The sequence below is a fragment of the Nocardia sp. NPDC055165 genome, assembly GCF_053606985.1.
Window position 1 is genome coordinate 51358 of record NZ_JBSGSS010000021.1, and the last position, 25834, is coordinate 77191.

The 25834-nt window shown below is 68.2% G+C and carries 20 protein-coding genes and 1 tRNA gene; 13 read left to right on the forward strand and 8 right to left on the reverse strand.

Translation table 11 applies throughout. From position 1 onward, the window contains the following. Positions 1-9: 9 nt before the first annotated feature. Positions 10-798 carry a biotin--[acetyl-CoA-carboxylase] ligase gene (locus ACWFRF_RS31640; protein WP_379314439.1) on the reverse strand — a complete coding sequence of 263 codons (789 nt, stop codon included), beginning with the start codon at positions 796-798 and terminating at the stop codon, positions 10-12. Between the two features lie 123 nt (positions 799-921). Between ACWFRF_RS31640 and ACWFRF_RS31645 the strand changes: the two genes are divergently transcribed. From ACWFRF_RS31645 to ACWFRF_RS31655, 3 genes are all read left to right on the forward strand, one after another. Further along, positions 922-2562 carry an acyl-CoA carboxylase subunit beta gene (locus ACWFRF_RS31645; protein WP_378995413.1) on the forward strand — a complete coding sequence of 547 codons (1641 nt, stop codon included), beginning with the start codon at positions 922-924 and terminating at the stop codon, positions 2560-2562. A 129-nt stretch (positions 2563-2691) separates the two neighbouring features. Beyond that, positions 2692-3021: an acyl-CoA carboxylase epsilon subunit gene (locus ACWFRF_RS31650; RefSeq protein ID WP_378995411.1), complete on the forward strand. Its 330-nt coding sequence runs from the start codon at positions 2692-2694 to the stop codon at positions 3019-3021. 43 nt (positions 3022-3064) lie between these two features. After that, a complete protein-coding gene (locus ACWFRF_RS31655) occupies positions 3065-3700 on the forward strand; it encodes a Maf family protein (protein WP_452453812.1) in 636 nt (211 codons plus the stop codon). Here the strand turns inward: ACWFRF_RS31655 and ACWFRF_RS31660 are convergent. Further along, entirely contained in the window at positions 3626-4390 is a 765-nt protein-coding gene (locus tag ACWFRF_RS31660) for a helix-turn-helix transcriptional regulator (RefSeq protein ID WP_379314440.1), read from the reverse strand. The two genes, ACWFRF_RS31655 and ACWFRF_RS31660, sit on opposite strands and share 75 nt — an antisense overlap. A gap of 148 nt (positions 4391-4538) precedes the next feature. On the opposite strand from ACWFRF_RS31660, the gene ACWFRF_RS31665 reads away from it, so the two are divergent. The 4 genes from ACWFRF_RS31665 (at position 4539) to ACWFRF_RS31680 (ending at position 9032) form a co-directional block, all read left to right on the forward strand. Next, positions 4539-5429 (forward strand): sulfurtransferase, encoded by an 891-nt coding sequence (locus tag ACWFRF_RS31665; RefSeq protein ID WP_452453814.1) that lies wholly within the window; start codon positions 4539-4541, stop codon positions 5427-5429. A gap of 188 nt (positions 5430-5617) precedes the next feature. Next, positions 5618-7417: an acetyl/propionyl/methylcrotonyl-CoA carboxylase subunit alpha gene (locus ACWFRF_RS31670; protein ID WP_378995405.1), complete on the forward strand. Its 1800-nt coding sequence runs from the start codon at positions 5618-5620 to the stop codon at positions 7415-7417. A 190-nt stretch (positions 7418-7607) separates the two neighbouring features. Further along, positions 7608-8579, forward strand: coding sequence for a patatin-like phospholipase family protein (locus tag ACWFRF_RS31675; protein WP_378995403.1), 972 nt, complete (start codon positions 7608-7610; stop codon positions 8577-8579). Positions 8580-8687: 108 nt separating this feature from the next. Further along, the gene (locus tag ACWFRF_RS31680; protein ID WP_452453782.1) at positions 8688-9032 is read left to right on the forward strand and encodes a hypothetical protein; all 345 of its coding nucleotides are present in this window, start codon (positions 8688-8690) and stop codon (positions 9030-9032) included. Positions 9033-9140: 108 nt separating this feature from the next. Here the strand turns inward: ACWFRF_RS31680 and lat are convergent, their stop codons facing one another. Together lat and ACWFRF_RS31690 are read right to left on the reverse strand one after the other, a co-directional pair. Then, the gene (gene lat, locus ACWFRF_RS31685) at positions 9141-10481 is read right to left on the reverse strand and encodes an L-lysine 6-transaminase (protein ID WP_452453783.1); all 1341 of its coding nucleotides are present in this window, start codon (positions 10479-10481) and stop codon (positions 9141-9143) included. 66 nt (positions 10482-10547) lie between these two features. After that, entirely contained in the window at positions 10548-11000 is a 453-nt protein-coding gene (locus tag ACWFRF_RS31690) for an Lrp/AsnC family transcriptional regulator (RefSeq protein ID WP_056818059.1), read from the reverse strand. Between the two features lie 118 nt (positions 11001-11118). On the opposite strand from ACWFRF_RS31690, the gene amaB reads away from it, so the two are divergent. After that, positions 11119-12636, forward strand: a complete 1518-nt coding sequence (amaB, locus tag ACWFRF_RS31695; protein ID WP_452453786.1) for an L-piperidine-6-carboxylate dehydrogenase — start codon at positions 11119-11121, stop codon at positions 12634-12636. Between the two features lie 53 nt (positions 12637-12689). Then, positions 12690-12763 (forward strand) — tRNA-Met (locus tag ACWFRF_RS31700). Between the two features lie 43 nt (positions 12764-12806). On the opposite strand, the gene ACWFRF_RS31705 is transcribed toward ACWFRF_RS31700, so the two are convergent. Continuing rightward, the gene (locus tag ACWFRF_RS31705) at positions 12807-13448 is read right to left on the reverse strand and encodes a histidine phosphatase family protein (protein ID WP_378635806.1); all 642 of its coding nucleotides are present in this window, start codon (positions 13446-13448) and stop codon (positions 12807-12809) included. 43 nt (positions 13449-13491) lie between these two features. On the opposite strand from ACWFRF_RS31705, the gene ACWFRF_RS31710 reads away from it, so the two are divergent. The 3 genes from ACWFRF_RS31710 (at position 13492) to ACWFRF_RS31720 (ending at position 19554) form a co-directional block, all read left to right on the forward strand. Continuing rightward, positions 13492-18291 carry an Lhr family ATP-dependent helicase gene (locus ACWFRF_RS31710; protein ID WP_452453788.1) on the forward strand — a complete coding sequence of 1600 codons (4800 nt, stop codon included), beginning with the start codon at positions 13492-13494 and terminating at the stop codon, positions 18289-18291. Positions 18292-18295: 4 nt separating this feature from the next. Further along, positions 18296-19069, forward strand: a complete 774-nt coding sequence (locus ACWFRF_RS31715; RefSeq protein WP_452453790.1) for an Fpg/Nei family DNA glycosylase — start codon at positions 18296-18298, stop codon at positions 19067-19069. 104 nt (positions 19070-19173) lie between these two features. After that, the gene (locus ACWFRF_RS31720) at positions 19174-19554 is read left to right on the forward strand and encodes a VOC family protein (RefSeq protein ID WP_452453792.1); all 381 of its coding nucleotides are present in this window, start codon (positions 19174-19176) and stop codon (positions 19552-19554) included. A gap of 3 nt (positions 19555-19557) precedes the next feature. On the opposite strand, the gene glpD is transcribed toward ACWFRF_RS31720, so the two are convergent. Continuing rightward, a complete protein-coding gene (gene glpD / locus ACWFRF_RS31725) occupies positions 19558-21348 on the reverse strand; it encodes a glycerol-3-phosphate dehydrogenase (RefSeq protein ID WP_452453793.1) in 1791 nt (596 codons plus the stop codon). Positions 21349-21549: 201 nt separating this feature from the next. Between glpD and glpK the strand changes: the two genes are divergently transcribed. Next, positions 21550-23046, forward strand: coding sequence for a glycerol kinase GlpK (gene glpK / locus ACWFRF_RS31730; RefSeq protein ID WP_449971931.1), 1497 nt, complete (start codon positions 21550-21552; stop codon positions 23044-23046). A gap of 15 nt (positions 23047-23061) precedes the next feature. On the opposite strand, the gene ACWFRF_RS31735 is transcribed toward glpK, so the two are convergent. Next, positions 23062-24237, reverse strand: coding sequence for an aminotransferase-like domain-containing protein (locus ACWFRF_RS31735; RefSeq protein ID WP_452453796.1), 1176 nt, complete (start codon positions 24235-24237; stop codon positions 23062-23064). 91 nt (positions 24238-24328) lie between these two features. Further along, entirely contained in the window at positions 24329-25783 is a 1455-nt protein-coding gene (locus ACWFRF_RS31740; RefSeq protein ID WP_452453797.1) for a hypothetical protein, read from the reverse strand. Positions 25784-25834 lie beyond the last annotated feature (51 nt).

Below are 25834 nucleotides of genomic sequence, written 5' to 3' on the forward strand. Positions count from 1 at the left end.
GGCCCGTCGTCAGTACTGTCCGCGCAGGTGGGAAACGTCGCCGGCCGATACCGCCCGCTCACCGATGAGCAGCCGCCCGGTGTCGTCGACATCGCTCGCCACCCCGGTGAGCACCGTCCCGCCGGGCAGTTCGGCACGCACTTCCATGCCGATGGTGGCGCATCGCTCACGGTATTCGGCCACCAGATCGACGGTGTCCCAGCCCGACCGCTCCCACGCGGTGAAGCGGCGCGAGAACTCCGCCAGGATCGCCGCGACCAGCGCGGTGCGGTCGACGTCGGTCGCACCGGCCAAGCTCAGCGAAGTCGCATGGGCAACAGGCAGTTCCGATTCGGCGAGGTCGACGTTCATCCCGATGCCGACCACCACCGCGGGCGCGATGCCGGTCGCGGCCACCTCGGCCAGGATGCCCGCGAGTTTGCGGCCGTCGAGCAGAACATCGTTGGGCCACTTCAATTCCGGTGCGACACCAGCCGTGCCACGCAGCGCGTCGACCACCGCGATGCCGGTGAGCAACGGCAACCAGCCGAGCGCGGCGGGGTCGATGCCGGGCAGGCGCACCAGGATCGACAGCGAGATCTGCGCGCGGGGCGGACTCACCCACGCGCGGGCATGTCTGCCGCGACCGCTCACCTGCTCCTCGGCGAGCAGAGCCTGACGATCGGCGGACGGGTCGGCGGCGCGAGCAACCAGGTCGGCGTTGGTCGATCCGGTCGATTCGACTACATCGATCCGGTCGTAGAACGACAGGCCCGGCGAGCTGCGCAGACCCTGTACATCGATGGGTGCCCTGTTCATTCCCGGCAGGTTACTGGAGTTCTCTGTGAACGGTCATGACCATACCTAGCTGGGGTTTCTCTACTGGCCGGTAAGCGAGACTGCCGTGGTGCGCGGAGGTGTCACTCGTTACACTCGCAACCCATGACGAGTGTCCAGCAGCAGCCCGCATCGGAATCGGCGGGCGCCCCCGATATCCACACCACTGCCGGGAAGCTGGCTGATCTGCGGAATCGGCTGGAAGAAGCGCAACACCCGATGGGTGAGACCGCGGTCGACAAGGTGCACGCCAAGGGCAAGATGACCGCGCGTGAGCGCATCCTCGCCCTGGTCGACGAAGGCTCCTTCGTCGAACTCGATGCCCTCGCCAAGCACCGCAGCGTGAATTTCGGCCTGGAGCACAACCGCCCGCTCGGTGACGGCGTCGTCACCGGCTACGGCACCATCGACGGCCGCGACGTGTGCATCTTCTCGCAGGACGTCACCGTGTTCGGTGGCTCGCTCGGCGAGGTCTACGGCGAGAAGATCGTCAAGGTGATGGACCTGGCGATCAAGACCGGCCGTCCGCTGGTCGGCATCAACGAGGGCGCGGGCGCGCGTATCCAGGAGGGTGTCGTCTCCCTCGGGCTCTACGGCGAGATCTTCCACCGCAACGTGCAGGCCTCCGGCGTGATCCCGCAGATCTCGCTGATCATGGGCGCCGCCGCCGGTGGTCACGTGTACTCCCCCGCGCTCACCGACTTCGTGGTGATGGTCGATCAGACCTCGCAGATGTTCGTCACCGGGCCCGACGTGATCAAGACCGTCACCGGTGAAGAGGTCTCGATGGAGGACCTGGGTGGCGCGCACACCCACATGGTGAAGTCCGGTGTGGCCCACTACGTGGCCTCCGGTGAGCAGGATGCCCTCGACTACGTCAAGGACCTGCTGAGCTACCTGCCGAGCAACAACCGCGCAGAGGCCCCGCGCCACGCTCCGACCGACCCGATCAACGGTGCGATCGAGGATGCCCTCACCGATGAGGACATCGAGCTCGACACGATCATCCCGGACTCGCCGAACCAGCCCTACGACATGCACGAGGTCATCCGCCGGCTGCTCGACGACGACGAGTTCCTCGAGGTCCAGGCCGAGCGCGCGATGAACATCATCTGCGGCTTCGGCCGGGTGGACGGGCGCAGCGTCGGCATCGTCGCCAACCAGCCGACCCAGTTCGCCGGCTGCCTCGACATCGACGCCTCGGAGAAGGCCGCGCGCTTCGTGCGCACCTGCGACGCCTTCAACATCCCGATCATCACCCTGGTGGACGTGCCCGGCTTCCTGCCCGGCACGGGCCAGGAATACAACGGCATCATCCGCCGCGGTGCGAAGCTGCTCTACGCCTACGGCGAGGCCACTGTGGGCAAGATCACGATCATCACTCGCAAGGCCTACGGCGGCGCCTACGACGTCATGGGTTCCAAGCACATGGGCGCCGATGTGAACCTGGCATGGCCCACCGCCCAGATCGCCGTGATGGGCGCCTCCGGCGCTGTCGGATTCGTCTACCGCAAGCAGCTGCTCGAAGCCGCCAAGAACGGCGACGACGTCGATGCGCTGCGCCTCGAGCTGCAGAACGAGTACGAGGACACTCTCGTGAACCCGTACGTCGCCGCCGAGCGCGGCTACGTGGACGCGGTCATCCCGCCCTCACACACCCGTGGCCAGATCGTGTCGGCGCTGCGGCTCCTCGAGCGCAAAATGGTGACCATGCCGCCGAAGAAACACGGCAACATTCCGCTCTGAAAATGCGATATCCCGGATAGGCCGCGCACACTTGTTGTGGAAGACAACTATTGATCGGCGCGGCCACACCGGGAATGATCGCGTCAACCGCGCTGTGAAGCGAAGTAAGTGCAGGAAGGATCTGGCACTGTGACAACTGTGGCAGAAGAAGACGTGTTGACAGTCGCCGAGCTCGAGCTCGTCGTCGAACCACTCGTCGAAGAGGTCGACCTGCCGGCGGGCACGGTGGCGCAGGCCACCGTCGACGCTGCGGGCGAACCACTGTTCCGCATTCTCAAGGGATCGCCCACCGATCAGGACATCGCGGCTCTGGTCGCCGTCCTGAGCGCGGCGACGGCCGACGCACCCGTCGGCGGATCGAATGGACCGGCCGACGCATGGGGCACATCGACGATGATGCATCGGGGCACGAACCCGTTCTCGCCGTACGTGTACCCGATGCTGTCGCACCTGCGCTGAGGTGACCGAAGCTGGTGCGGCGGTCACCGGAGCCGCTGCTGCGGTGACCAGGCTGGTTCTGGCGTCGGCGTCGCCTGCCCGGCTCGGGATCCTGCGCACCGCGGGCATCGATCCCGTGGTGCGGGTCTCGGGCGTAGACGAGGACGCGGTGTCGGCGGCTCTGCCCGCCGGTACCTCCTCGCACGATGTCGTCGTCGCCCTGGCTCGTGCCAAGGCGGCCGACGTCGCCGCGTCGATTCCCGAATTCGGTGCCGACTGTGTCGTCGTCGGCTGCGATTCGATGCTGCTCGTCGGCGGGCAGCTCCAAGGCAAACCGCACACCCCGGAGGTGGCGCGCGAGCGCTGGGCCACGATGGCGGGGCGCAGCGCGGATCTGATCACCGGGCACTGCGTGCTGCGGCTGCACGACGGCGAAATCGTCGCCGAGTCGGCCGAATGCAGCAGTACCACGGTGCATTTCGCGAAGCCGACGCCGGATGAGCTCGATACCTATATCGCGTCGGGCGAGCCGCTGAAGGTCGCGGGGGCGTTCACCCTGGACGGGCTGGGCGGCTGGTTCGTCGACCGGATCGAAGGCGATCCGTCCAGCGTCATCGGGATCGGACTACCGCTGTTGCGCCGGCTGCTCGAAGACGTCGGTGTCGGTGTCACGCAACTGTGGCGGGATCCGCGGGACTGACGGCGCGATCACGTGCTCATCCCCCGGCTCCATGGCCGGGGTGCGGTCGGGCGCGGTCATCGTCAGATCGAGCCGGGCCGTGCACAGCTCGGGCTCGACGAAGGGGTGCAGCTGCACGTCCACCCGGCCACGGGCGCCGTTGCGTTCGAGCACCTCCCGCATGAGCCCCATGTGCACGCCGCACACCACTTCGGCGTGTGAGCGGGCCAGTTCCCGCAGCGGGCAGGCCGTCAGGTTGATCTGGACGTGCTCGGAGGTCTCACCGGCGGGTTCCTTCTCGGGTGCGAACCCGAGCTCCGACATCAGCGACATGGTGATGTCCCTGGCGTCGGCGAGGGTTTCCACCGGCTGGGTGCCGATGTCCATCCGGGCACCCCAGGCGCGACCAGCGGCCACGGCGGCGGCGGAACGGGCGATCGGATCGGGGCCGAGATGGTCTGCCAGTACCTGCGCGAGCTCCTGATATCCCACCGAGCGCTGCACCGCGCGATAGCCGATGCGCGGGCGGCCGCGGCCGCGTGGCGGTTGCTGGAACTGGCGAACCAGCGATTCGCGGGTGAGGACGTCGAGGTGGAATCGGACGGTGGTGACGTGCTGTCCGGTGATGCGGGCCAGTTCCTGGGCATCGAGGGGCTCGGTGGCGCCACGTAGGATCGCGAGCAGTCGCCGTCGCGGCCAAGAATCGGACATAGCTCACCCCTCCTCTCCAGAGACTTTATCGGACATCCGTGCGCTTTATTCGCCCATTGTGTCGATTCGTGATGTGCCACCACACACTTACCATCGGCTGCGACCACACAGTGGTCGCACCCACCCAACTCGCGTGAAGGACCACACCGTGCCCGTCGCCCCGGATCCGCACCCCGCCTTCGGTTCCTACGCAGTCCCGCATCGATTGGTAACCACAGAATGGCTGTCCGCAAACATCGGCGTGCGTGGTTTACGAATCATCGAGTCCAACGATGACATCCTGCTCTATGACATCGGCCATGTCCCAGGCGCGGTCAAGATCGACTGGCGCGGCGACCTGAGCGACCCGGTGACCCGCGATTATGTCGACGGCAAGCGCTTCACCGAGCTGATGCGCGCCAAGGGCATCGAGCGCGACGACACGATCGTGATCTACGGCGACCGCGGCAACGCGCAGGCCGCGCACACCGCCTGGATCTTCACCCTGTTCGGCCACGAAGACGTGCGCCTGCTCGACGGCGGCCGCGACGCCTGGATCTCCGAGGAACGCGACACCACATTCGACCAGCCCTACCCCACGCCCAGCGACTACCCCGAGGTCACGCGCGACGACACGACCGCCCGCTCGTTCCGCGAGGACGTACTCGCCAGACTCGGCGAACCCCTCGTCGATGTGCGCTCGGCGCAGGAGTACTCCGGCGAGCTCGAGGACAAACCGCGCAACCAGGAGTACGCCGCCCTGCGCGGCGGGCACGTGCCGACGGCGGTGAACATCCCGTGGACCGAGGCCGCCACGATCGACGGCCGCTTCCGCTCCCGCGCCGACCTGGACGAGGTCTACGGCACGCTTCCCGCCGACGACCTGGTCGTCTACAGCGGGGTGGGCGAGCGGTCCAGCCACACCTGGTTCGTCCTGGCATTCCTGCTCGGCCGCAGGTCGGTGCGCAATTACGACGGATCGTGGATCGAATGGGGCAACTCGGTGCGAGTACCGATCGTCACGGGCACCGAACCAGGTGTCGCGAATCGGATCATTTGAAACATGTTCACATCACTGGACGCCGCGTAGTGTGACCTGCGACCTACTCGACAGTAGGGCTAGCCGAGTTCGAGCAGGGTTGGCACACTGCCTACACTCGCCCGAGACGAAAGTTGTCGATACCGGGCACGGGGCCTAACCGGCGACCCGTTCCCCGACGCGACCAAAGATTGCACACAGGAGGCTCAGTGCCCAGCCATGCCAGCGCACGGATCACGAAGGTACTCGTAGCTAACCGCGGCGAGATCGCGGTTCGCGTGATCCGGGCTGCCAAGGACGCGGGAATCACCAGCGTCGCGGTGTACGCCGAGCCCGATGCCGACGCTCCCTTCGTGAAGCTCGCCGACGAGGCGTTCGCCCTCGGCGGTCAGACCTCTGCCGAGTCGTACCTCGTGTTCGACAAGATCCTCGACGCCGCGGCCAAGTCCGGCGCCGACGCGATCCACCCCGGTTACGGTTTCCTCTCCGAGAACGCCGACTTCGCCCAGGCCGTCATCGACGCCGGGCTGATCTGGATCGGCCCGTCGCCGCAGTCCATCCGCGACCTCGGTGACAAGGTCACCGCGCGCCACATCGCCGAGAAGGCGAAGGCGCCGATGGCCGCGGGCACCAAGGACCCGGTCAAGAACGCCGACGAGGTCGTCGCGTTCGCCAAGGAATACGGCGTCCCGGTGGCCATCAAGGCCGCGTTCGGTGGCGGTGGCCGCGGCATGAAGGTCGCCCACACCATCGAGGAGATCCCCGAGCTGTTCGAGTCGGCGACCCGCGAGGCCATCGCCGCCTTCGGTCGCGGCGAATGCTTCGTCGAGCAGTACCTCGACAAGGCCCGCCACGTCGAAGCCCAGGTCATCGCCGACCAGCACGGCAACGTGGTCGTCGCCGGTACCCGCGACTGCTCGCTGCAGCGCCGGTTCCAGAAGCTCGTCGAGGAGGCGCCCGCGCCGTTCCTGTCCGACAAGGTGCGCGCCGCGATCCACGAGTCGGCCAAGCGCATCTGCCGCGAGGCGGGCTACTACGGTGCGGGCACCGTGGAGTACCTGGTGCAGGGCGAGACCGTGTCATTCCTCGAGGTGAACACCCGCCTGCAGGTGGAGCACCCGGTCACCGAGGAGACCGCGGGCATCGACCTGGTGCGTCAGCAGTTCGCGATCGCCAACGGCGAGGAACTGTCGATCAAGGAAGACCCCACCCCGCGTGGCCACTCGTTCGAGTTCCGGATCAACGGCGAGGACGCCGGTCGCGGCTTCCTGCCCGCTCCCGGCCCGGTGAACGTCTACCGCGAGCCCACCGGCCCCGGTGTGCGTGTCGACTCCGGTGTGGTCCAGGGCAGCGTCATCGGCGGTCAGTTCGACTCGATGCTGGCCAAGCTGATCGTCACCGGCGAGAACCGTGAGCAGGCGCTGCAGCGTGCCCGCCGTGCGCTGGCCGAGTTCGAGGTCGAGGGTCTGGCGACGGTGATCCCGTTCCACCGCGCGGTCATCGAGGATCCGGCCTTCATCGGCGACGGCGAGAAGTTCGACATCTACACCAAGTGGATCGAGAACGAGTGGAAGAACACCGTCGAGCCGTACACCGCCGGTGGCGTGTCCGACGATGACGACGACGATCTGCCCCGGCAGAAGGTTGTCGTCGAGGTCGGCGGACGTCGCGTCGAGGTGTCGCTGCCCGGTCAGTTCACCCTCGGTGGCGGTGCGGCCGGTTCGGCGGGCAACGGTGTGGTGCGCAAGAAGCCGAAGGCGCGCAAGCGTGGCGGCGCCGGTGCCGGTGCCGCGTCGGGTGACGCGGTCACCGCGCCGATGCAGGGCACCGTCGTGAAGGTCGCGGTCGAAGAGGGCCAGACCGTCGAGGCGGGTGACCTGATCGTGGTGCTCGAGGCCATGAAGATGGAGAACCCGGTCAACGCGCACAAGGCCGGTGTCGTCACCGGGCTCGCCGTCGCGGCGGGTGCGGCGATCACCCAGGGCACGGTCCTGGCGGAGATCAAGTAGACAACTGCTAGCTGTCCACAACGGGCGTCGGTCTCCACGGACCGGCGCCCGTTGTCGTTCGCCGAGCGGCCGCGACGAACCGAGCTGACGGATTCGTGTCCGGTAACGCGGAGACGGATCGGTGAACGGGCGCGGAAGATCATGCGTCTCGCCCGGCTGGGTGGCCTGCTTCTGTCGTATCGTGGGTCGGGTGACCAGTACTGCGCACACCGATCTGGACCCGCTCTCGACGCCGGGTTCGGCAACGGTGGCCGAGGTCATCCAGGCTCGCCGGGAAACCGGTAGCCGTACTGACGGCAATCGTCTCGCGCTGGTGATCGAGGGCGGTGGCAGCCGCGGTGTGTATTCCAGCGGCATGGTGCAGGCGCTCGAGGAGCTGGGTCTGGCGAAGGTGTTCGACGCCGTGTACGGCACGTCGGCCGGGGCGATCAACGGCGCCTGGTTGCTGTGCGGGCGCGCGGCGACGGGGATGCGGTCGTGGACCGATCCGGCGATCATGCGCCGCGTGGTCGATCCGGTACGCATCTTCCGCGGTCGCCCCGTGTTCGATCTGCACTATCTCGTGCATCGCGTGTACGACGGCATCGAACCGATGGACTTCCCCGCGATTCTGGCCAACCCCACCACCTTCCATCCCATCGCGACCGATATCCGCACCGGGCAGTCGGTGGACCTCGGGCCCTACATCACCGACAAACAGAGCCTCATGACGGCGCTGCGGGCCTCTGCGGGCCTTCCGCTGCTGGCTGGACCACCGGTCGCCCTCGCGGGTGGCAGCTACTTCGACGGCGGCCTCACCGAAACCGTCCCGATCCGCACCGCCGTGGCCGCGGGCACCACCCACGCCCTGGTCCTGCGCACCCGCCGGACCGATGAAGTCCGCCCGCCCGCGCCCCTGCTGCACCGGGTGGTCGGCGGCGGCTACATGCGTGCCATCGCGCCCGGTGCGTTCCGGGCGTGGAGCAAGCGGCCGGGTCAGCAGGCGATGGAGGACAGCTACCTCGACGGCCTCGGCGATCATGTCCTCCAGGTCCACCCACCCGCCGGTTCCCCCGCCATCGACAGCGCGGCCCGCGACACCGACCTGCTCACCCGCGCGCTCGACATCGGCCGCACCGCGGTTCACTCCCTGCTCGGTGGCGGCACCCTCCGCACAGCCTGATTCCGGCTCGGCGACGACACCTGGGCCCGTACCCGGAGCCGCCGCCCGCGTGCGGCTTCGGCAGCGGTCGGCGGCCATGACCCAGCGGTCGAACACTAGGCTGCTCGCGTGGAACCGATCGAGATCAACGCAGGGTCCTGGTATCTGCGCGCGCTGCGCGCCGACGAGCGCATCGACGACCGACCCGCGCTGGCCGACGGCGGCATCACCGATCCCGGCTACGTGGCCACCCGGTCGGCGCAGTGGGCGGACGAGTCGCACTTCTCCTGGGCGGTCTGCGTTCCGACTACGGCCGAGATGGTCGCCGAGATCGGCGTGACGCCCGGCCCCGACGCCACCGCGGCGGTCACCGGGTGGGCCCGGCCCGGCGAGGACGAGGCACTGGCCGCCGGCCTGGCATCGGTCCACCGTTTCGTCGCGGGCGCACTCGGATTGACCGCTGTGCCCGCCTGATCACTGCGCCGCATCTGCCGACTGGGTACTGCGATCACGGACACGCGAGCGAAGACGGAAGTGGGCCGACGGCAATCGTGCCGACGGCCCAGCCCGGAATCCGGGGAGTTACCGGCGTTCTCGCGTGAGTACCGCGTCCAGTGCGTCGACGGCCTGACTCAGCTCGTCCTCGGTGACCGTCAGCGGCGGACGGAAACGGATGCCGCGCTCCCCCGTGCCGAGCAGCAGCACGTGCTCACGTTCGCGCAGTTCCGTCACCACCCGATCGCGCAGCTCCGGCGTCGCCAGTGTCACCGCGCACATCAGCCCACGCCCACGCGCCTCGCTGACCGCGTCCGGGTGCGCGGCGGCCAGCTTGCCGAGCCGGTCGAGCAGGAACGCGCCGAGCGGTGCCACGCCCTCGATCAGCCGATCCCGTTCCAGCACTTCGAGAATGCGCCGGGTGCGCACCATGTCGGTGAGGTTGCCGCCCCAGGTGGAGTTGAGCCGTGAGCTCACCCGGAAGACATTGTCGACCACCTCGTCGACCCGGCCGCCCGCCATGATTCCGCAGATCTGGGTCTTCTTGCCGAAGGCCACCACATCGGGCGCGATATCCAATTGCTGGAAGGCCCAGGTGGTTCCGGTCAGGCCGACGCCGGTCTGCACCTCGTCGAGGATGAACAGCGCGTCGTTGGCGTGGCACAGCCGCTGCATGGCGGCGAGGAATTCCGGCCGCAGATGACGGTCACCGCCTTCGCCCTGGATCGGTTCGGCGATGAAGCAGGCGATGTCGTGCGGGTTGTCGGCGAAGGCCTGTTCGGCCTGGGCCAGCGCCCGCGTTTCGAGGGCGGCGATGTCGGGGCCCGCGAAAGTGTGCGGTGTGTCGATGCGCGGCCAATCGAATTTCGGGAATCGCGCGGTCTTGACCGGGTCGGTGTTGGTGAGCGACAACGTATAACCGCTGCGCCCGTGGAAGGCGCCGGTCAGGTGCAGCACCTTGGTACCGAGTTCCGGTGCGCGACCGTGCGATTCGTTGTGCCTGCTCTTCCAGTCGAAAGCGACTTTCAGCGCGTTCTCCACCGCGAGCGCGCCACCGTCGACGAAGAACAGGTGCGGCAGGCGCGGATCACCGAGCACGCGGGCGAAGGTGTCGACGAAGCGGGCCATCTCGACGGTATAGATATCGGAGTTGCTCGGCTTGTTCAGTGCGGCGTTGGCCAGCTCGGCGAGAAAGCTCTCGTCGCCGGCCAGCGCGGGATGGTTCATTCCCAGCGCGTTGGAGGCGAAGAAGCCGAACATGTCGAGATAGCTGGTGCCGTCACGTTCGTCGACGAGCGTGCGACCGCGCGATTCGTGTAGGTCGAGCACAAGCTCGAAACCGTCCGCGAGGATGTGCGAGGACAGGATTTCGTGGACCCGGTCGGCGGGGATGACCGCCGCGCCAGGGCGCTCCAGTTCGATGGTCATGAAACCGACGATACGCAAATATTTACGGAAGTTCTACGGAATCACGAATCAAATTACGGAAGATCACTACCTGTCATAGAATGTCTGCAGGATGATCGTGCTGCGGGTGTGCACATTGGCCGTGGCCCTGATCTCCTGCAGCAGATGTTCCAGATGCCGAGGCGAGGCCACCCGAACCAGCAGGACGTAGCTCTCCTCGCCCGCTACCGAGTGGCACCCCTCGATGCCGGGGATGTGCTGCAGCAAGGCGGGCGCGTCATCGGGCTGGGACGGGTCGAGAGGAGTGATCGCGACGAACGCCGACAACAAGTGCCCGAGCGCTTCGGGGTCCACCTGCGCCGCGTATCCGCGGATCACGCCGCGCGCTTCGAGCCTGCGCACCCGCGATTGCACCGCGGAGACCGAGAGACTGGCCTTCTCCGCCAGATTCGACAATGTGGCGCGACCGTCTGCCATCAGTTCTTTGATCAATAGTCGATCGATGTCATCGAGCTGGGGTCGAGCCGGTGTATCCGCCATCAGCGAAGGCTAACGCAGCGTGGGGCTCGCGCGGGGAAAACTTCTTTCCGTTCCCCACCGAATTCTCCCGAACTTTTCCGTGAGTCGTACCAAACAGCAGAAGGTGAGCAGAGTACCGATGACGCAGACCGTGAACTTCTCCGAGCAGCTCTCGCTGCGAGCCAGGGCGCTCCTGCACGGCCTCGGCGCCGCGGTGCCGGAGCCCGGCCCGCTGCTGGCGCGCACGCCGATCTCCGGCGGTGTCCTGTTGCCGCTGGCCGTCGACGCCCCCGCCGACGTGGACGCCGCGATCGGCCGCGCCGCAACCGCGTTCGAGGCCTGGCGCACGGTCCCCGCGCCGGTGCGAGCGGGCCTGGTGCGCAGGCTGGCCCAGTTGCTGGTGGCCCATCAGGACGAGCTGGCGGAGCTGGTGACCCTGGAGGCGGGCAAGATCGGCCCCGAGGCGCTGGGCGAAGTGCAGGAGATGATCGACGTCTGCGAGTTCGCGATCGGGCTCTCGCGCCAACTCTACGGCGCCACCATGCCTTCCGAACGTCCCGGCCATCGCCTCATGGAGACATGGCATCCACTCGGCGTAGTCGGGGTGATCTCGGCGTTCAATTTCCCTGTCGCGGTGTGGGCTTGGAATACCGCGATCGCCCTGGTGTGCGGCGACACGGTGGTCTGGAAGCCGTCGGAGACCACGCCGTTGACGGCGCTGGCCTGCCACACCCTGCTGCGTCGCGCAGCGGTGGATGTGGGCGCGGATCCCGAAGTGCACCAGCTGATCCAAGGGGACGCGACCGTCGGCTCGGCGTTGGTCGACGATGGCCGGGTCGCCCTGGTGAGCGCGACGGGCTCGGTGCGGATGGGCGCCACCGTCGCCCCACGGGTGGCCGGGCGTTTCGGTCGATGCCTGCTCGAGCTGGGTGGAAACAACGCCGCGATCGTCGCGCCGAGTGCCGATCTGGAACTGGCGGTGCGTGGCATCGTCTTCTCCGCGGCGGGGACAGCGGGCCAGCGGTGTACGAGTCTGCGACGGTTGATCGCGCATCGTTCGATCGCCGACCAGCTGGTCGAACGGCTCGCCGCGGCATACGGCCAACTGCCCGTGGGCAATCCACTCGACGACGGCATCCTGGTCGGGCCGCTGATCAACGAGCGCGCCTTCGCCGGGATGCAGAAGGCGCTGGTCGGGTCGGTGGCCGAGGGCGGCGACATCATCTGCGGCGGTGAGCGCGTCGAGACGCTCGGACCCGACGCCTACTACGTGCGGCCCGCCATCATCCGCATGCCCGCGCAGACCGAACTCGTGCGCGAGGAAACCTTCGCGCCGATTCTGTACGTGCTGACCTACGACGAACTCGACGAAGCCATCGCCTTGAACAACGGTGTGACCCAGGGACTTTCCTCGTCGATCTTCACCCTCGACCAGCGCGAGGCCGAACAGTTCCTCGCCGGTTCCGACTGCGGCATCGCCAATGTCAACATCGGAACATCGGGCGCGGAGATCGGCGGCGCGTTCGGCGGGGAGAAGAACACCGGCGGCGGCCGGGAATCGGGCTCCGACTCCTGGAAGGCCTACATGCGCCGGGCCACCAACACCGTCAACTACTCCACCGAACTCCCGCTCGCGCAAGGCATCCATTTCGGCTGATCAGACCAGCGATTTCGCCTTCCACCCCACCCCGTGTAAAGTGGTATTTGCAACGCGGGATGGAGCAGCTCGGTAGCTCGCTGGGCTCATAACCCAGAGGTCGCAGGTTCAAATCCTGTTCCCGCTACTACGAAGAAGGCCCCGGAGTTTCGACTCCGGGGCCTTCTTCGTTATCCGTTGCCGAGTCGCAGGGTCCAGTTCCCCCGGTAGTGCAGCCGGGTGACGCTCGCGGGCGGAACATCCATGCGCCAGAACGACTTCGCCGGTGCGTCGAGCACCACGAGCAGCGCGGCGCGCACCACGGCGGGGTGCGTCACCGCCACGGTGTTACGACCCGACGAGGCGATCTCGGCCAGCCAGAAGCGCACCCGCTCGACCAGATCGGTGATGGATTCCCCACCGTGCCCACGGAATTCGGGGTCGGTGAGCCAGGCGAACAACTGGTCCTGAGCGAGTTTGCCCATCTCACTGCCCCGCCACGACCCGGCATCGAGGTCCCGTAATCGCACGTCCTGTTCGCCGACCAGGCCCAATTCCTCCGCCGTCTCGCGAACCCGCCGCTCCGGTCCTGTCCGCACCAACGCTTCATCGAGCGGCACGCAGGCGCGCACAGCGGCCCGCCCCGACTCGTCAAGGGGTTCATCGACAGGAAATCGCGCCTTACGTACCGCCTCGGTAAGGCCATGGCCGACAAGGTCGACTCTCAGCACCGTTTGCACGAGAGTCGAGGGTAGCGACGAATGCGATCCACGCCACAACCCGGGCCGGGCGCCTCCCCGGTCATCGGCGTGTTCGCGCTGGTCGGGGCGCATGATGGCGACGAAGTTGTCGGTGGGTCGGTGCACACTTGGTGCTATGGATCGGTTCTCCCCCGCGACGGCACAGTGGTTCGACGGCGCCTTCCCCGGCGCGACGTCGGCCCAGCTCGGCGCGTGGGACGCGATCGCCGCGGGCGAGAACACACTGGTGATCGCGCCGACGGGGTCGGGCAAGACCCTGTCCGCGTTCCTGTGGGCTATCGATCAGCTGGCTCACCGGGACCCACCCGAGCCGGGAGCGTCCCGGGGCACGTCGGTGCTCTACGTGTCGCCGTTGAAGGCGCTGGCTGTGGACGTGGAACGCAATCTGCGGGCACCCCTGGTAGGAGTCACGCAGACGGCGAAACGATTGGGGCTCGACCCACCGGATATCTCGGTGGGGGTGCGCTCCGGTGACACCCCGCCCGCCCAGCGCCGGGCGATGTTGCGCACCCCACCGGACATTCTGATCACGACCCCCGAGTCGTTGTTCTTGCTGTTGACCTCGGCCGCGCGCGAGACGCTGGCCGAGGTCAACACGGTGATCGTCGACGAAGTGCACGCCATCGCCGGGTCGAAGCGTGGTGCGCACCTGGCCTTGTCGCTGGCCCGGCTGGATCAACTCACCGACAAGCCCGCGCAACGGATCGGGTTGTCGGCGACGGTGCGCCCGCCCGAGGAGGTCGGGCGATTCCTGGTCGGCAACGCGCCGATCACCATTGTGCGGCCGCCCGCACCGAAGACCTTCGACCTGTCGGTGCGGGTGCCGGTGGCCGATATGACCGATCCGGGGGGCGACTCCGATCAGCCGGGTTCGATCTGGCCGCATGTCGACGAGGCCATCGTCGACCTGGTGCTCGAGCATCGGTCCTCGATCGTGTTCGCCAACTCCCGGCGGCTCGCCGAACGGCTCACGGCGCGGCTCAACGAGACCTATGCCGCCCGTCTCGGCGAGCCGGTGGAGACCGAGCACAAGCCACCCGCCCAGCTCGGGCCGTCCACCGAGGTGATCCACGGGGCCGAGCACCTGTTGGCGCGCGCCCATCACGGGTCGGTCAGCAAGGAACAGCGCGCCATCATCGAGGACGACCTCAAGACCGGTCGGCTGCGCTGTGTGGTGGCCACCAGCAGTCTCGAGCTCGGCATCGATATGGGCGCGGTGGACCTGGTGGTCCAGGTGGAGGCCCCGCCCTCGGTGGCCAGTGGGCTGCAACGGGTCGGGCGGGCCGGGCACCAGGTGGGTGAGATCTCGCGGGGCGTGCTGTTCCCCAAACACCGCACCGACGTGATCCACTGCACCGTCGCCGCCCAGCGCATGCTCACCGGCGAGATCGAGAAGCTCCAGATCCCCGCGCACCCGCTCGATATCCTCGCCCAGCAGACGGTGGCGGCCTGCGCGCTCGAACCCATCGACGTCGACGCCTGGTTCGATCTCGTCCGCTCCACCGGCAGCTACGCGAACCTGCCCCGCTCGGCCTACGAATCGGTGCTCGACCTGCTGGCCGGACGCTATCCGTCCGACGAGTTCGCCGAACTACGTCCGCGCGTGGTGTGGGACCGCGACGCGGGCACCATCACCGGCCGTCCCGGCGCCCAGCGCCTGGCGGTGACCTCCGGTGGCGCGATCCCCGACCGTGGGATGTTCGCGGTGTTCATGGTGGGCGAAAAGGCTTCGCGGGTGGGTGAACTCGACGAGGAGATGGTCTACGAGTCGCGCGTGGGCGATGTGTTCGCGCTGGGTGCGACGAGCTGGCGGATCGAGGAGATCACCTTCGATCGGGTGCTGGTGTCACCGGCGTTCGGACTGCCCGGCAGGTTGCCGTTCTGGCACGGTGACGGGTTGGGCCGGCCCGCTGAACTAGGTGCCGCGCTGGGCGAATTCGTTCGCACGGCAGGTCAGGTACCAGCCGACGAGCTGACACGGGTCGTGGCGGACATGGGCGTTCCTGAGAAGAGCGCGCCGGCCGAGCCCTCGTCCGCCGAGCTGAAGAAACCCGCGACGCGGTTCGAGCACCTGCTGCGCACGGCCGGGCTCGACCAGAACGCGACAGCGAATCTGGTCGGCCTGCTCGAGGAACAGCGCAGTGCCACAGGCCAATTGCCGACCGATCGGACACTGGTCGTGGAACGGTTCCGCGACGAACTCGGCGACTGGCGCCTGGTGCTGCACTCGCCCTACGGCACCCCGGTGCACGCACCGTGGGCGCTGGCGGTGGGCGCGCGCCTGCAGGAACAGTTCGGCATCGATGCCGCTCCGACCGCCTCCGACGACGGCATCGTGGTGCGCCTGCCCGATACGACCGACCAACCACCCGGCGCCGAACTGTTCGCCTTCGAACCCGACGAGATCGACGACATCGTCACCGAACAAGTCGGCGGCTCCGCCCTTTTCGCGTCCCGCTTCCGCGAATGCGCCGCCAGAGCGCTGCTCCTCCCGCGCCGCGACCCCGGCAAGCGCGCGCCGCTGTGGCAGCAGCGGCAGCGCTCGGCCCAATTGCTGGACGTGGCACGCAAATTCCCGCAGTTCCCGATCCTGCTGGAAACCGTCCGTGAATGTCTGCGCGACGTATACGACCTGCCCGCCCTGCGCGACCTGCTCACCAAGGTGGCACGCCGCGAGATCCGCCTGATCGAGGTCGAGACCGCGAGCCCGTCGCCGTTCGCCGGCGCCCTGCTGTTCTCCTACATCGGGCAGTTCCTCTACGACGGCGACAGCCCACTCGCCGAACGCCGAGCGGCCGCACTGGCTTTGGACTCCAGCCTGCTCGCCGAACTCCTCGGCCGCGTCGAGCTGCGCGAACTGCTCGACCCCGCCGTCATCACCCTGACCGAACAAGAACTCCAACGCCTCACCCCCGAACGCCTGGCTCGCGACGCCGAAGGTCTGGCCGATCTGCTCCGTCTGCTCGGCCCCCTCACGCCCACCGAAGTCGCGGCTCGCTGCGTTCCCCGCCCCGGCACCGCATCCGCCGTTCGCCACGCCGAAGCGATGGAGACCGGCGCCCACGCACCCGATGAACCCTCGCACAGCACACCGGGTGAGGTATTCGAGTCTGCCGACGGCGATCTACTCGCCGATTCCGATGCGCCCGCGTGGTTCGCGGAACTGCGGGATTCGCGACGGGCGCTGGAGGTTTCGTTCGCGGGTCGTACCTGGTGGGTGGCGGTGGAGGACGCCGCTCGTCTGCGCGACGCGCTCGGAGTGCCCTTGCCGATCGGAGTGCCCGCCGCGTTCATCGAACCGGTGCCCGATCCGCTCGGCGACCTCGTCGGGCGCTACGCGCGCACCCACGCACCGTTCACCACCGCCGCGGTCGCCGACCGCTTCGGCCTCGGAACGGCCGTCGCCGCGACATCGCTGCACCGATTGCTCGCCGAAAAACGCGTGGTGGAAGGCGAATTCACGCCGGACACCGCCGGTGGCGAGTGGTGTGACGCCCAGGTCCTTCGCCGATTGCGCCGCCGTTCGCTGGCTGCCGCGCGGCACGAAGTCGAGCCGGTGTCCACCGCCGCGTTCGCTCGGTTCCTGCCGTCCTGGCAGCACGTCGGATCCGGCGAGCTACGCGGTGTCGACGGCGTGGCGACAGTGGTGGAACAGCTGGCGGGCGTGCCGATTCCGGCCTCGGCCTGGGAGTCGCTGATCCTGCCCACCCGAGTTCGCGACTACTCCCCCGCCATGCTGGACGAGCTGATGGCGACCGGCGAGGTGGTGTGGTCGGGCCACGGCGCGATCACCGCCCGCGACGGCTGGGTCGCCCTCCACCTGGCCGACCAGGCGCCCTTCACCCTGCCTCCCGCCGACGAGATCGACCCCACCGACATCCAGCTCGGTCTCCTGGCCGCACTCGGCGCGACCCTGGAACCGTGGCCGGTGGTCGATCTCGACGCAGCCGATCCCGGCGCCGCGAACCGTGTCCAGCGGCTGCCATCCACCTTGCGCGGCGGCGGCGCCTATTTCTTTCGCCAACTCGCCGATTCCGCGGGCTTGCTCGACGACAAAGCCGCCGGGGAGGCCCTGTGGCAGCTGGTCTGGGCCGGCTATGTCTCCGGTGACACCTTCGCCCCGGTGCGCGCCCTGCTGTCCGGCACCGCCCGCGCCACCACCGCGCACCGCACGCCACGTCGCGCTCCCCGAGGCCGCGCGTACCTGCCACGACCGTCCATGCCGACCCGGTCCGGTCCGCCCACAGTGGCGGGACGCTGGTCGATCCTGCCCGAACGCGTGCAGGACAACACCGTTCGCGCCCATGCCACCGCCGATCAGCTGATCGAACGCTACGGCGTGCTCACTCGCGGTTCGGTGCAGAACGAAGGGATATCCGGCGGTTTCCAGCTGATGTACCGGGTGCTCACCGAGTTCGAGGATCGCGGCCGCTGCAGGCGCGGCTATTTCGTCGACACGCTCGGCGGCGCCCAGTTCTCCACCACCGACACCGTCGACCGCCTGCGCTCGTTCGACACCGACCGGGACACCACCAGAGCGGGCGTCGCGCTCGCCCTCGCGGCGTGCGACCCCGCCAACCCCTATGGCGCCGCACTACCGTGGCCGAAGGGCGACGCCGAAGGCGGTCATCGACCGGGCCGCAAAGCGGGCGCGTTGGTGGTGATGGTCGGCGGCGAACTGGTGCTCTACTCCGAGCGCGGCGGCAAGACTCTGCTCAGCTTCACCGAGGACATCGGCCTGCGCCGGGCGGCAGCGTTCGCGCTGGCCGGGCTGGTACGCGATCGTCGGGTCGACAGCTTGGTGATCGACAAGATCAATGGAGACACCGTGCACGGCAACCTCTTCGCCGAAGTCCTGACCGAAGCCGGTTTCTCGATGACCCCGAGCGGCCTGCGGCTGCGCAGGCAGGTGTAGTCGAATGCCCGAGGGCGATACCGTCTTCCGCTCCGCCCAGCGCCTGCGCACGGCGTTGGTCGGTAAAACGCTCACCCGCAGCGATTTCCGGGTTCCGCGGTACGCCACCGTGGATCTGGTCGGCGAACGTGTCGAGGAGGTCGTCAGCTACGGCAAGCACCTGTTCATCCGCACCGACCGCGTGAGCATCCACACCCACCTGAAGATGGAAGGCGTGTGGCGGGTGTTCCACCGCGGCCAGCGCTGGACCAAACCCGCGGTCACCGCGCGAGTGGTGCTTGCCAACGACGAGGTCGAGGCCGTCGGCTTCTCGCTCGGCAAGGTTCAGGTACTGCTGCGCGCCGACGAACACACGGTCATCGACCACCTCGGCCCCGATCTCCTCGGCCAGGATTGGGATGCGGCCGAGGCCTTGCGCAGGCTCACCGAATACCCGCGTCGCGCCGTCGGTCTCGCACTGCTCGACCAGCGCAATCTGGCGGGCATCGGCAACATATACCGCAGCGAGATCTGTTTCCTGCGCAAAGTCCACCCCGTTACCCCGGTCGGCGACATCCCCGATCTCGTGGCGCTCGTCGACGAAGCGCACCGCGTTCTCGGCAAAGCCGCACACCAACCGCCATGGCGCGCCATGGTCTACGGCCGCACTCGCCGTTCCTGCCCCCGCTGCGGCACCCCGATCGCTTCCCAGTTGCTCGGCGAAGACGACCCCGCCGACCGCATCACTCAGCGCGAACGTGGCATCTTCTTCTGCCCGAACTGCCAGCCCCCTCCGTGAAACCCGTCGCTGGACAGCTGCTCGTCCGATACGATCTCGGGATTGTTTTCCGCTGCGGGCCAGGGAAGTTCGGCGACGCTACACGGTAGAGAGCAGGTTTCGTGATGGCATGTCGGATCAGTGAGCTCGTGCTCGGTTGCCGCGACCCGGAGGCGCTGGCCCAATTCTGGTGCGCGGTACTCGACTTCGTCGTACTCGATCGCGAAGACGACGGCACGCTGGAGATCGGCCCGCGCACAGGGTTCGGCGGTCCGCAGGCGACGATCATCCGCAGCCGCAGGCAGGAGCCCGAGCCGGGGAAATCCCGCCTGCACATCGACGTCAACCCCACCGACCGCGATCAGGACGCGGAGCTCGAACGTCTGCTCGCGCTCGGGGCGCGCCCCGCCGACATCGGGCAGACCGGCCAGGAGCAATGGCATGTGCTGGCCGATCCCGAGGGCAACGAGTTCTGCCTGCTCAAAGCCCGCATCGACCCGGTCTGAGGCTCAGCGGTCCTGCGGCACCGGTTCCAGCAACTGCGGTCGCGGCTCCGGAGCGGCGGCCCGCAGCGCGTCGGCCGACGTGTCGTCGGGTTGGGTCTGCGATTCGATCTCGGCCCGTACGCGCGCCTGGTACGTGGACACCTCGCGGTCGATCTCGTCCGCGTCCCACCCGAGAACGGGGGCCACCAGGTGGGCGACCTGCTCGGCACAGTTCGCGCCGCGATCGGAGTATTCGATCGAGATCCGGGTGCGACGGGCCAGGATGTCGTCGAGGTGCAGCGCGCCCTCCGCGGCGGCCGCGTAGACCGCTTCTACCTGCAGGTAGGCCGGTGCGTCGGTAATCGGTTGCAGGAGTTCGGGTTTGCCCGCTGCCATCGCGAGCACCTCGTCGACCAGCGAGCCGTAGCGGTCGAGCAGGTGCGTCATCCGGTACGGGTGGACGCCGTAGTGCTCGGCGAGCTGCACGGTCTGGTTGACCAGCGCGAAGTAGCCGTCGGCGCCGAGCAGCGCCACCTTCTCGGTGATCGACGGCGAAACGCGTGCCGGAATGTCTTGTGCGGCTTCGTCCATCGCGTCCGCCGCCATCACCCGGTAGGTGGTGTACTTGCCGCCCGCGATGCTCACCAGTCCGGGCGCGACCCTGGCCACAGCGTGCTCGCGCGAGAGCTTGGACGTGTCGTCGTTCTCCCCCGCCAGCAATGGGCGCAGGCCCGCGTACACGCCGTCGATATCGGCGTGCGTGAGCGGGGTGATCAGCACCTCGTTGACCCGGTCGAGCAGGTAGTCGATATCGGCCTTGGTCGCCGCGGGATGGGCGAGGTCGAGATTCCAGTCGGTGTCGGTGGTGCCGACGATCCAGTGCGCGCCCCACGGGATGATGAACAGCACCGAGGTGGTGGTGCGCAGGATGATCGCGGCATCGCTGACGATGCGGTCGCGCGGCACCACGATGTGCACACCTTTGGACGCGCGCACATGGAATCGGCCGCGTTGCCTCGACAGACTCTGCACCTCATCGGTCCACACGCCGGTCGCGTTGATCACCACATTCGCCCGCGCCTCGCCGGTACGCCCGTCCTCGGTGTCGCGCAGCTTCACCCCCACGACCCGGTCGGCTTCGCGCAGGAATCCGACGACCTGCGTGGAGGTGCGGATGACCGCGCCGTAGTGCGCGGCGGTGCGGGCAACCGTCATGGTGTGGCGGGCGTCGTCGACGACGGTGTCGTAGTAGGTGACGCCGCCGATCATCGAATCCCGGCGCAGGCCGGGGGCGAGCCGCATCGCGCCGTGCCGGGTCAGATGATGCTGTCCTGGAACGGATTTCGAGCCACCCATGGTGTCGTACAGGGTCAGGCCCGCGGCAACGTAGGGCCGCTCCCACACGCGATGGGTCAGCGGATAGAGGAACCGCAGCGGCTTCACCAGGTGCGGTGCGAGCGTCGACAACGCCAGCTCACGTTCCTTCAGCGCTTCCCTGACCAGGCCGAATTCGAGCTGTTCGAGGTAGCGCAGGCCACCGTGGAACATCTTGGACGAGCGGCTCGATGTGCCCGACGCGAGATCGCGGGCCTCGACCAGCGCGACCGACAGCCCCCGTGTCGCGGCATCGAGCGCGATACCGGCGCCCACGACGCCGCCGCCGACCACCAGGACGTCGAACTGATCCTTGCCCAGCCGTTCCCAGGCGGTCCGCCGATGTTCCGGCCCCAGATCGCCGGGTCCGAGCCGATCCCTTTTCCCGCCCGCAACCAACTCTCCCGGGTGCAGGAACGGAAACTCCGGTGTCTGCGACATGCTCGACTCCTCGCCGCCGACCGATTCCGGCCGGTCCCAGCCGACAGTTGGGGCAAACGCCGCGTTCCCGGCGCCGCTGCGTACAGGCTAAACGTAGTCCGCACTCGTCGCTGGGGACGTGCGCGGCGAGGCGTGGGTCCGAAATTCGTCGCCGACCACAAATCTTGCGGTCGCCGGCTCCACTTTCGGTAACCTGCATCAATGCGTCGCTATGTGGCTGCCATCGATCAGGGCACGACTTCGAGTCGGTGCATCATCTTCGATCGGCAGGGTCGGATCGTCGGAACCGCGCAGCGCGAGCATCGGCAGATCTTTCCCAAGCCCGGCTGGGTGGAGCACGATCCGGCGGAGGTATGGCGCAATACCGAGTCGGTGCTCGGTGCGGCGCTGGGCACCAGCCGGTGTTCGGCCGGGGATCTGGCCGCGGTCGGGATCACCAATCAGCGTGAGACCACCGTGGTGTGGGATCGGACGACCGGCGATCCCGTGTACAACGCGATCGTGTGGCAGGACACGCGCACCGATCAGCTGTGCACCGAGCTCGCGGGTGATCAAGGGCCGCAACGCTATGCGGACCGCACCGGTCTGCCGCTGTCGACCTATTTCGCCGGTCCGAAACTGCGCTGGATCCTCGACAATGTCGACGGCGTGCGGGCGCGCGCCGAGGCAGGCGACCTGTGTTTCGGCACCATGGACAGCTGGGTGCTGTGGAAGCTGACCGGTGAACACCTCACCGATGTCACCAACGCCTCACGCACCATGCTGATGGATCTTCGCACCCTGCAATGGGATCCACAGATCTGCGCGGATTTCGGCATTCCGATGTCGCTGCTCCCGCAGATCCGCAGCTCGTCGGAGGTCTACGCCGACATCACCTCCGGGCCGTTCGAGGGCATTCCGGTCGCCGGCATTCTCGGCGACCAGCAGGCGGCCACCTTCGGCCAAGCGTGCCTGTCCCCCGGCGAGGCCAAGAACACTTACGGCACAGGCAATTTCATGTTGCTCAACACCGGCACCACGCCGGTGTTCAGCAAGCACGGCCTGCTCACCACCGCCTGCTACCAACTCGGTGACACGCCGGCGGTGTACGCGCTCGAAGGCTCGATCGCTGTCACGGGCTCGCTGGTCCAATGGCTGCGCGACAACCTCGGCATCATCTCCTCTGCCGAAGAAGTGGAACCCCTGGCCCGCAGCGTCGACGACAACGGCGGCGCCCACTTCGTCCCCGCCTTCTCCGGCCTGTTCGCCCCCCGCTGGCGCCCCGACGCCCGCGGCGTCATCGCGGGCCTGACCCGCTTCGTCACCAAGGCCCACTTGGCCAGGGCGGCACTGGAATCCACCGCCTTCCAAACCCGCGAGGTTGTAGACGCCATGCGCGCCGACGCCGCCGCCCAACACCTCGACCTGGAACTCACCACCCTCAAGGTCGACGGCGGCATGACCGGCAACAACCTCCTCATGCAATTCCAAGCCGACATCCTCGACGTCCCCGTAGTCCGCCCCGTAGTCCGCGAAACCACTGCCCTCGGCGCCGCCTACGCCGCCGGCCTGGCCGTGGGCTACTGGTCCGACCTCGAAGACCTCCGAGCCAACTGGATAGCCGACCAGACCTGGACCCCTTCCATGCCCGAAGAGGAACGCACCCACCGCTACGCCGACTGGAACAAGGCCGTAGAACGCACCTACAACTGGGTCTGAGCAGCGCGCCGGTCGCTAGCCGATCGCCGACGACAGTCTATCGACCGCTTCGGTCAGGGTGGCCTCGTCGGAGGTGGTGAAGCACAGGCGCAGGGAGTTGTCGGCGGTGCTGGAGACGGCGAACGCTGCGCCGGGGACGTAGGCGACGCCGGAGTCCAGGGCGGTGGGGAGGAGGGTGGCGGTGTTGGTGTTGTCGGTGAATTCGGCCCAGATGAACATGCCGCCGGTGGGGTCGGTGCAGTGGAGGCGGTCGGCGAAGGTGGTGCGCAGGGCGGTGGTCAGGGCGCGGGCTCTGGTGCCGTAGGTGGCGCGGATCGCATCGATGTGGGCTGCCAGCCAGGTGGTGTCGGTCAGCAGGTCGGTGGCGATCTGCTGGGTGAGCGAGGAGCCGCAGAGGTCGGCGCCTTGTTTGAGGAGTTCCACTGCGCGCGAGACTCTTTCGGGGGCGATCATCCAGCCGACGCGCAGGGCGGGAGACAGGATCTTGGAGACGCTGGAGAGGCGGATCACCTGGGGCGAGTACGAGGCCACCGGCGCGGGGGCGGGCTGGTCGAACCACAGTTCGCCGTAAGGGTCGTCTTCGATGACCCAGAAGCCGTGCGCCTCAGCGAGTTCCGCGAGCCGACGGCGACGTTGCGGCGCGAGGGTGACGCCGCCGGGGTTGTGGAAGTTCGAGACGGTGTGGACGAGCGCAGGGCGTTCGCCCGCGGCCAGCAGGTCTTCGAGGATGTCGAGGCGCATGCCGTCGGAATCCAGGGGAACGGCGACGATTCGGGCACCCGCGGCTCGAAACACTTGCAGCGCACCGACATACGCGGGATCCTCCACGATCACGAGGGCGCCGGGGTCGAGGAGCACTTCGGCCAGGAGCGAGAGAGCTTGCTGGGAACCGTGGGTGATGAAGACTTCGGCGACGGGCACCGAGCGGCCGATCTCGGCCGATTCCCGGGCCGCGATCACCTCGCGCAGCGCAGGCCAGCCGGACGACTCCGTGTACTGGAGCACGGCGGGATCACGCAGCGCGGCCTCGGCGGCGAGGGCGATGCGTTCGCGCGGCATCAGGGCGGCGTCGGGCAGCCCGCCCGCGAGGCTGATGATGTCGTCGCGGGCGGTGAGTTTGAGCAGATCCCTGATCGCCGAGCTCTGTAGACCGGCGAGCTTGCCCGCCAATGCTGGAATTGTCAGCGACATGGGAACCTCCGGGGACGCCGAGAGAAGCAATCATCCTACGATTGCATATCGTCCACCAGAATATGAAATTGTTGTCTCATACAATGAGACGCTACCGAGCGGTGATGGACTTGACCTGCCACTTTCCGTCGGTGTTCGTGGTGATGATCTCCTGCTTGTAGACCACGGCCGAGCCATCGGGGTGCATTTCGCGCAGTTCGACGTCGTAGCGGCCCGCGCTGGTTTCGCGCATCTTCACGCAGTGAGTGGTGCCCGCGGGGATCTGACCGTCGATCGCCTGCTGGATGGTCTCGGCAGGTGAGATGTTCTCGGCGTCGGGCGCCACGAACTCACGCACCTTCGCCCCGGAGCGGTCGGTGTAGAAGGCGTACTGGAAGCCGAGGATGGCCCTGGCACCGGTGCTGGTGTCGCCCGGTCCGTTGCCGACGGTCACCGACTGTTCGGCGACGGACTGGCACTCGGTGCCCGACGCGACCGAGGGAACCGGCGCGGCCGTGACACCGGGATCGGCGCCGCCACCACGCTTGACCAGCCCGATCGTCAGGACCAGCGCCACCACGAGCAGAACCGCCGCGGCCACACCGCCGATGATCCAGCGCAGGCGCTTGTTGTCGGGTTCCGTCTCCACCGGCGCCGGGGTGGCCGGCGTCTTCGGCGCGAGACGACGCGCGATCGGGTCGTCGGCCCACGACAGGCCGGGTTCGGATGGCGGCTTGGGAATCCCGCCGTCATCGTCGGGGTTGTCCCACCACGCCTTGTCGGCGGCGGGCCTCGGCTTGTCGGGAACCAGCGGAGTGCGGGAGCCCTCGGGCGGCCGCACGGTGTCCGCGGCGGGCCCGCTCTCGCGTGACGGCGGCTGCGGCGCAGGATCTTTGGGGCCGGGGCGACCGCGACGGATCACCTCGGTGAGTTCGCGACCGGACGTCACCGGCACGGAATCACCGAAGACCGAGTCGCCGAAGACCGAACTCTCACCGCGCGGCGGCTCACCACCGAAACGCACAGTCGGGTCGGCAGCGGGCGGACCACCGGGAGTGGGTCCGCCGAACGGCGCGGGGGGACCCGGACGAGCGGGCGGCGGCGTCGCTACCGCGTCACCGAAGACGGAAGTCGGCGCGGAACGGCGACCGTCGGGCAACCGAGGCGGCGCTTGACCGCTGCCCGGCGCCGAGCCTTGATCTGTCGGCGTGGAGCCCGAAGGCGGAGCCGAGAGCCGCGCGGGCGGACCGGGCGGCACCGAGCCGACGAACGGACCGGCAGGCGGCGGAGCAACGGGCGGCTGACCGGCGACGGGCCCACCGAACGGACCCGGCGCGGGCGCACCGGCCGGCGGACCGAACGGGCCGGGCGGTGCGCCGGCAGGCGGTTCGGCCGGTCGCCAACCCCGCTCCGGAACCCCGGACGGCGCGGGCGGAGGCGTGGCGGGAACGGGCCCACCGAAGCCGGCGTCATCGACCGGCGGTCCGAAATCTCCTACGGGAGAGCCGAAATCCGCGGCCGCTCGTTGTCGATCGCCGCGTTCGTTCTCGTCGCCCTCGGTGCCCAAGTCCAATCCTTTCCCGGGACACACGTGTGGGGCGGTCGAAGGCGACCGCCC

What these genes read in the sequence shown, in the direction of transcription:
- ACWFRF_RS31640 (WP_379314439.1), bottom strand. Translation starts at nt 798, where the DNA reads ATGAACAGGGCACCCATCGATGTACAGGGTCTGCGCAGCTCGCCGGGC.
- ACWFRF_RS31645 (WP_378995413.1), top strand. Translation starts at nt 922, where the DNA reads ATGACGAGTGTCCAGCAGCAGCCCGCATCGGAATCGGCGGGCGCCCCC.
- ACWFRF_RS31660 (WP_379314440.1), bottom strand. Translation starts at nt 4,390, where the DNA reads ATGTCCGATTCTTGGCCGCGACGGCGACTGCTCGCGATCCTACGTGGC.
- lat (WP_452453783.1), bottom strand. Translation starts at nt 10,481, where the DNA reads ATGACCATCGAACTGGAGCGCCCTGGCGCGGCGGTCATCCCCGCCGAC.
- ACWFRF_RS31690 (WP_056818059.1), bottom strand. Translation starts at nt 11,000, where the DNA reads ATGGCGGATACACCGGCTCGACCCCAGCTCGATGACATCGATCGACTA.
- amaB (WP_452453786.1), top strand. Translation starts at nt 11,119, where the DNA reads ATGACGCAGACCGTGAACTTCTCCGAGCAGCTCTCGCTGCGAGCCAGG.
- ACWFRF_RS31705 (WP_378635806.1), bottom strand. Translation starts at nt 13,448, where the DNA reads ATGCGCCCCGACCAGCGCGAACACGCCGATGACCGGGGAGGCGCCCGG.
- ACWFRF_RS31710 (WP_452453788.1), top strand. Translation starts at nt 13,492, where the DNA reads ATGGATCGGTTCTCCCCCGCGACGGCACAGTGGTTCGACGGCGCCTTC.
- ACWFRF_RS31715 (WP_452453790.1), top strand. Translation starts at nt 18,296, where the DNA reads ATGCCCGAGGGCGATACCGTCTTCCGCTCCGCCCAGCGCCTGCGCACG.
- ACWFRF_RS31720 (WP_452453792.1), top strand. Translation starts at nt 19,174, where the DNA reads ATGGCATGTCGGATCAGTGAGCTCGTGCTCGGTTGCCGCGACCCGGAG.
- glpD (WP_452453793.1), bottom strand. Translation starts at nt 21,348, where the DNA reads ATGTCGCAGACACCGGAGTTTCCGTTCCTGCACCCGGGAGAGTTGGTT.
- glpK (WP_449971931.1), top strand. Translation starts at nt 21,550, where the DNA reads ATGCGTCGCTATGTGGCTGCCATCGATCAGGGCACGACTTCGAGTCGG.
- ACWFRF_RS31735 (WP_452453796.1), bottom strand. Translation starts at nt 24,237, where the DNA reads ATGTCGCTGACAATTCCAGCATTGGCGGGCAAGCTCGCCGGTCTACAG.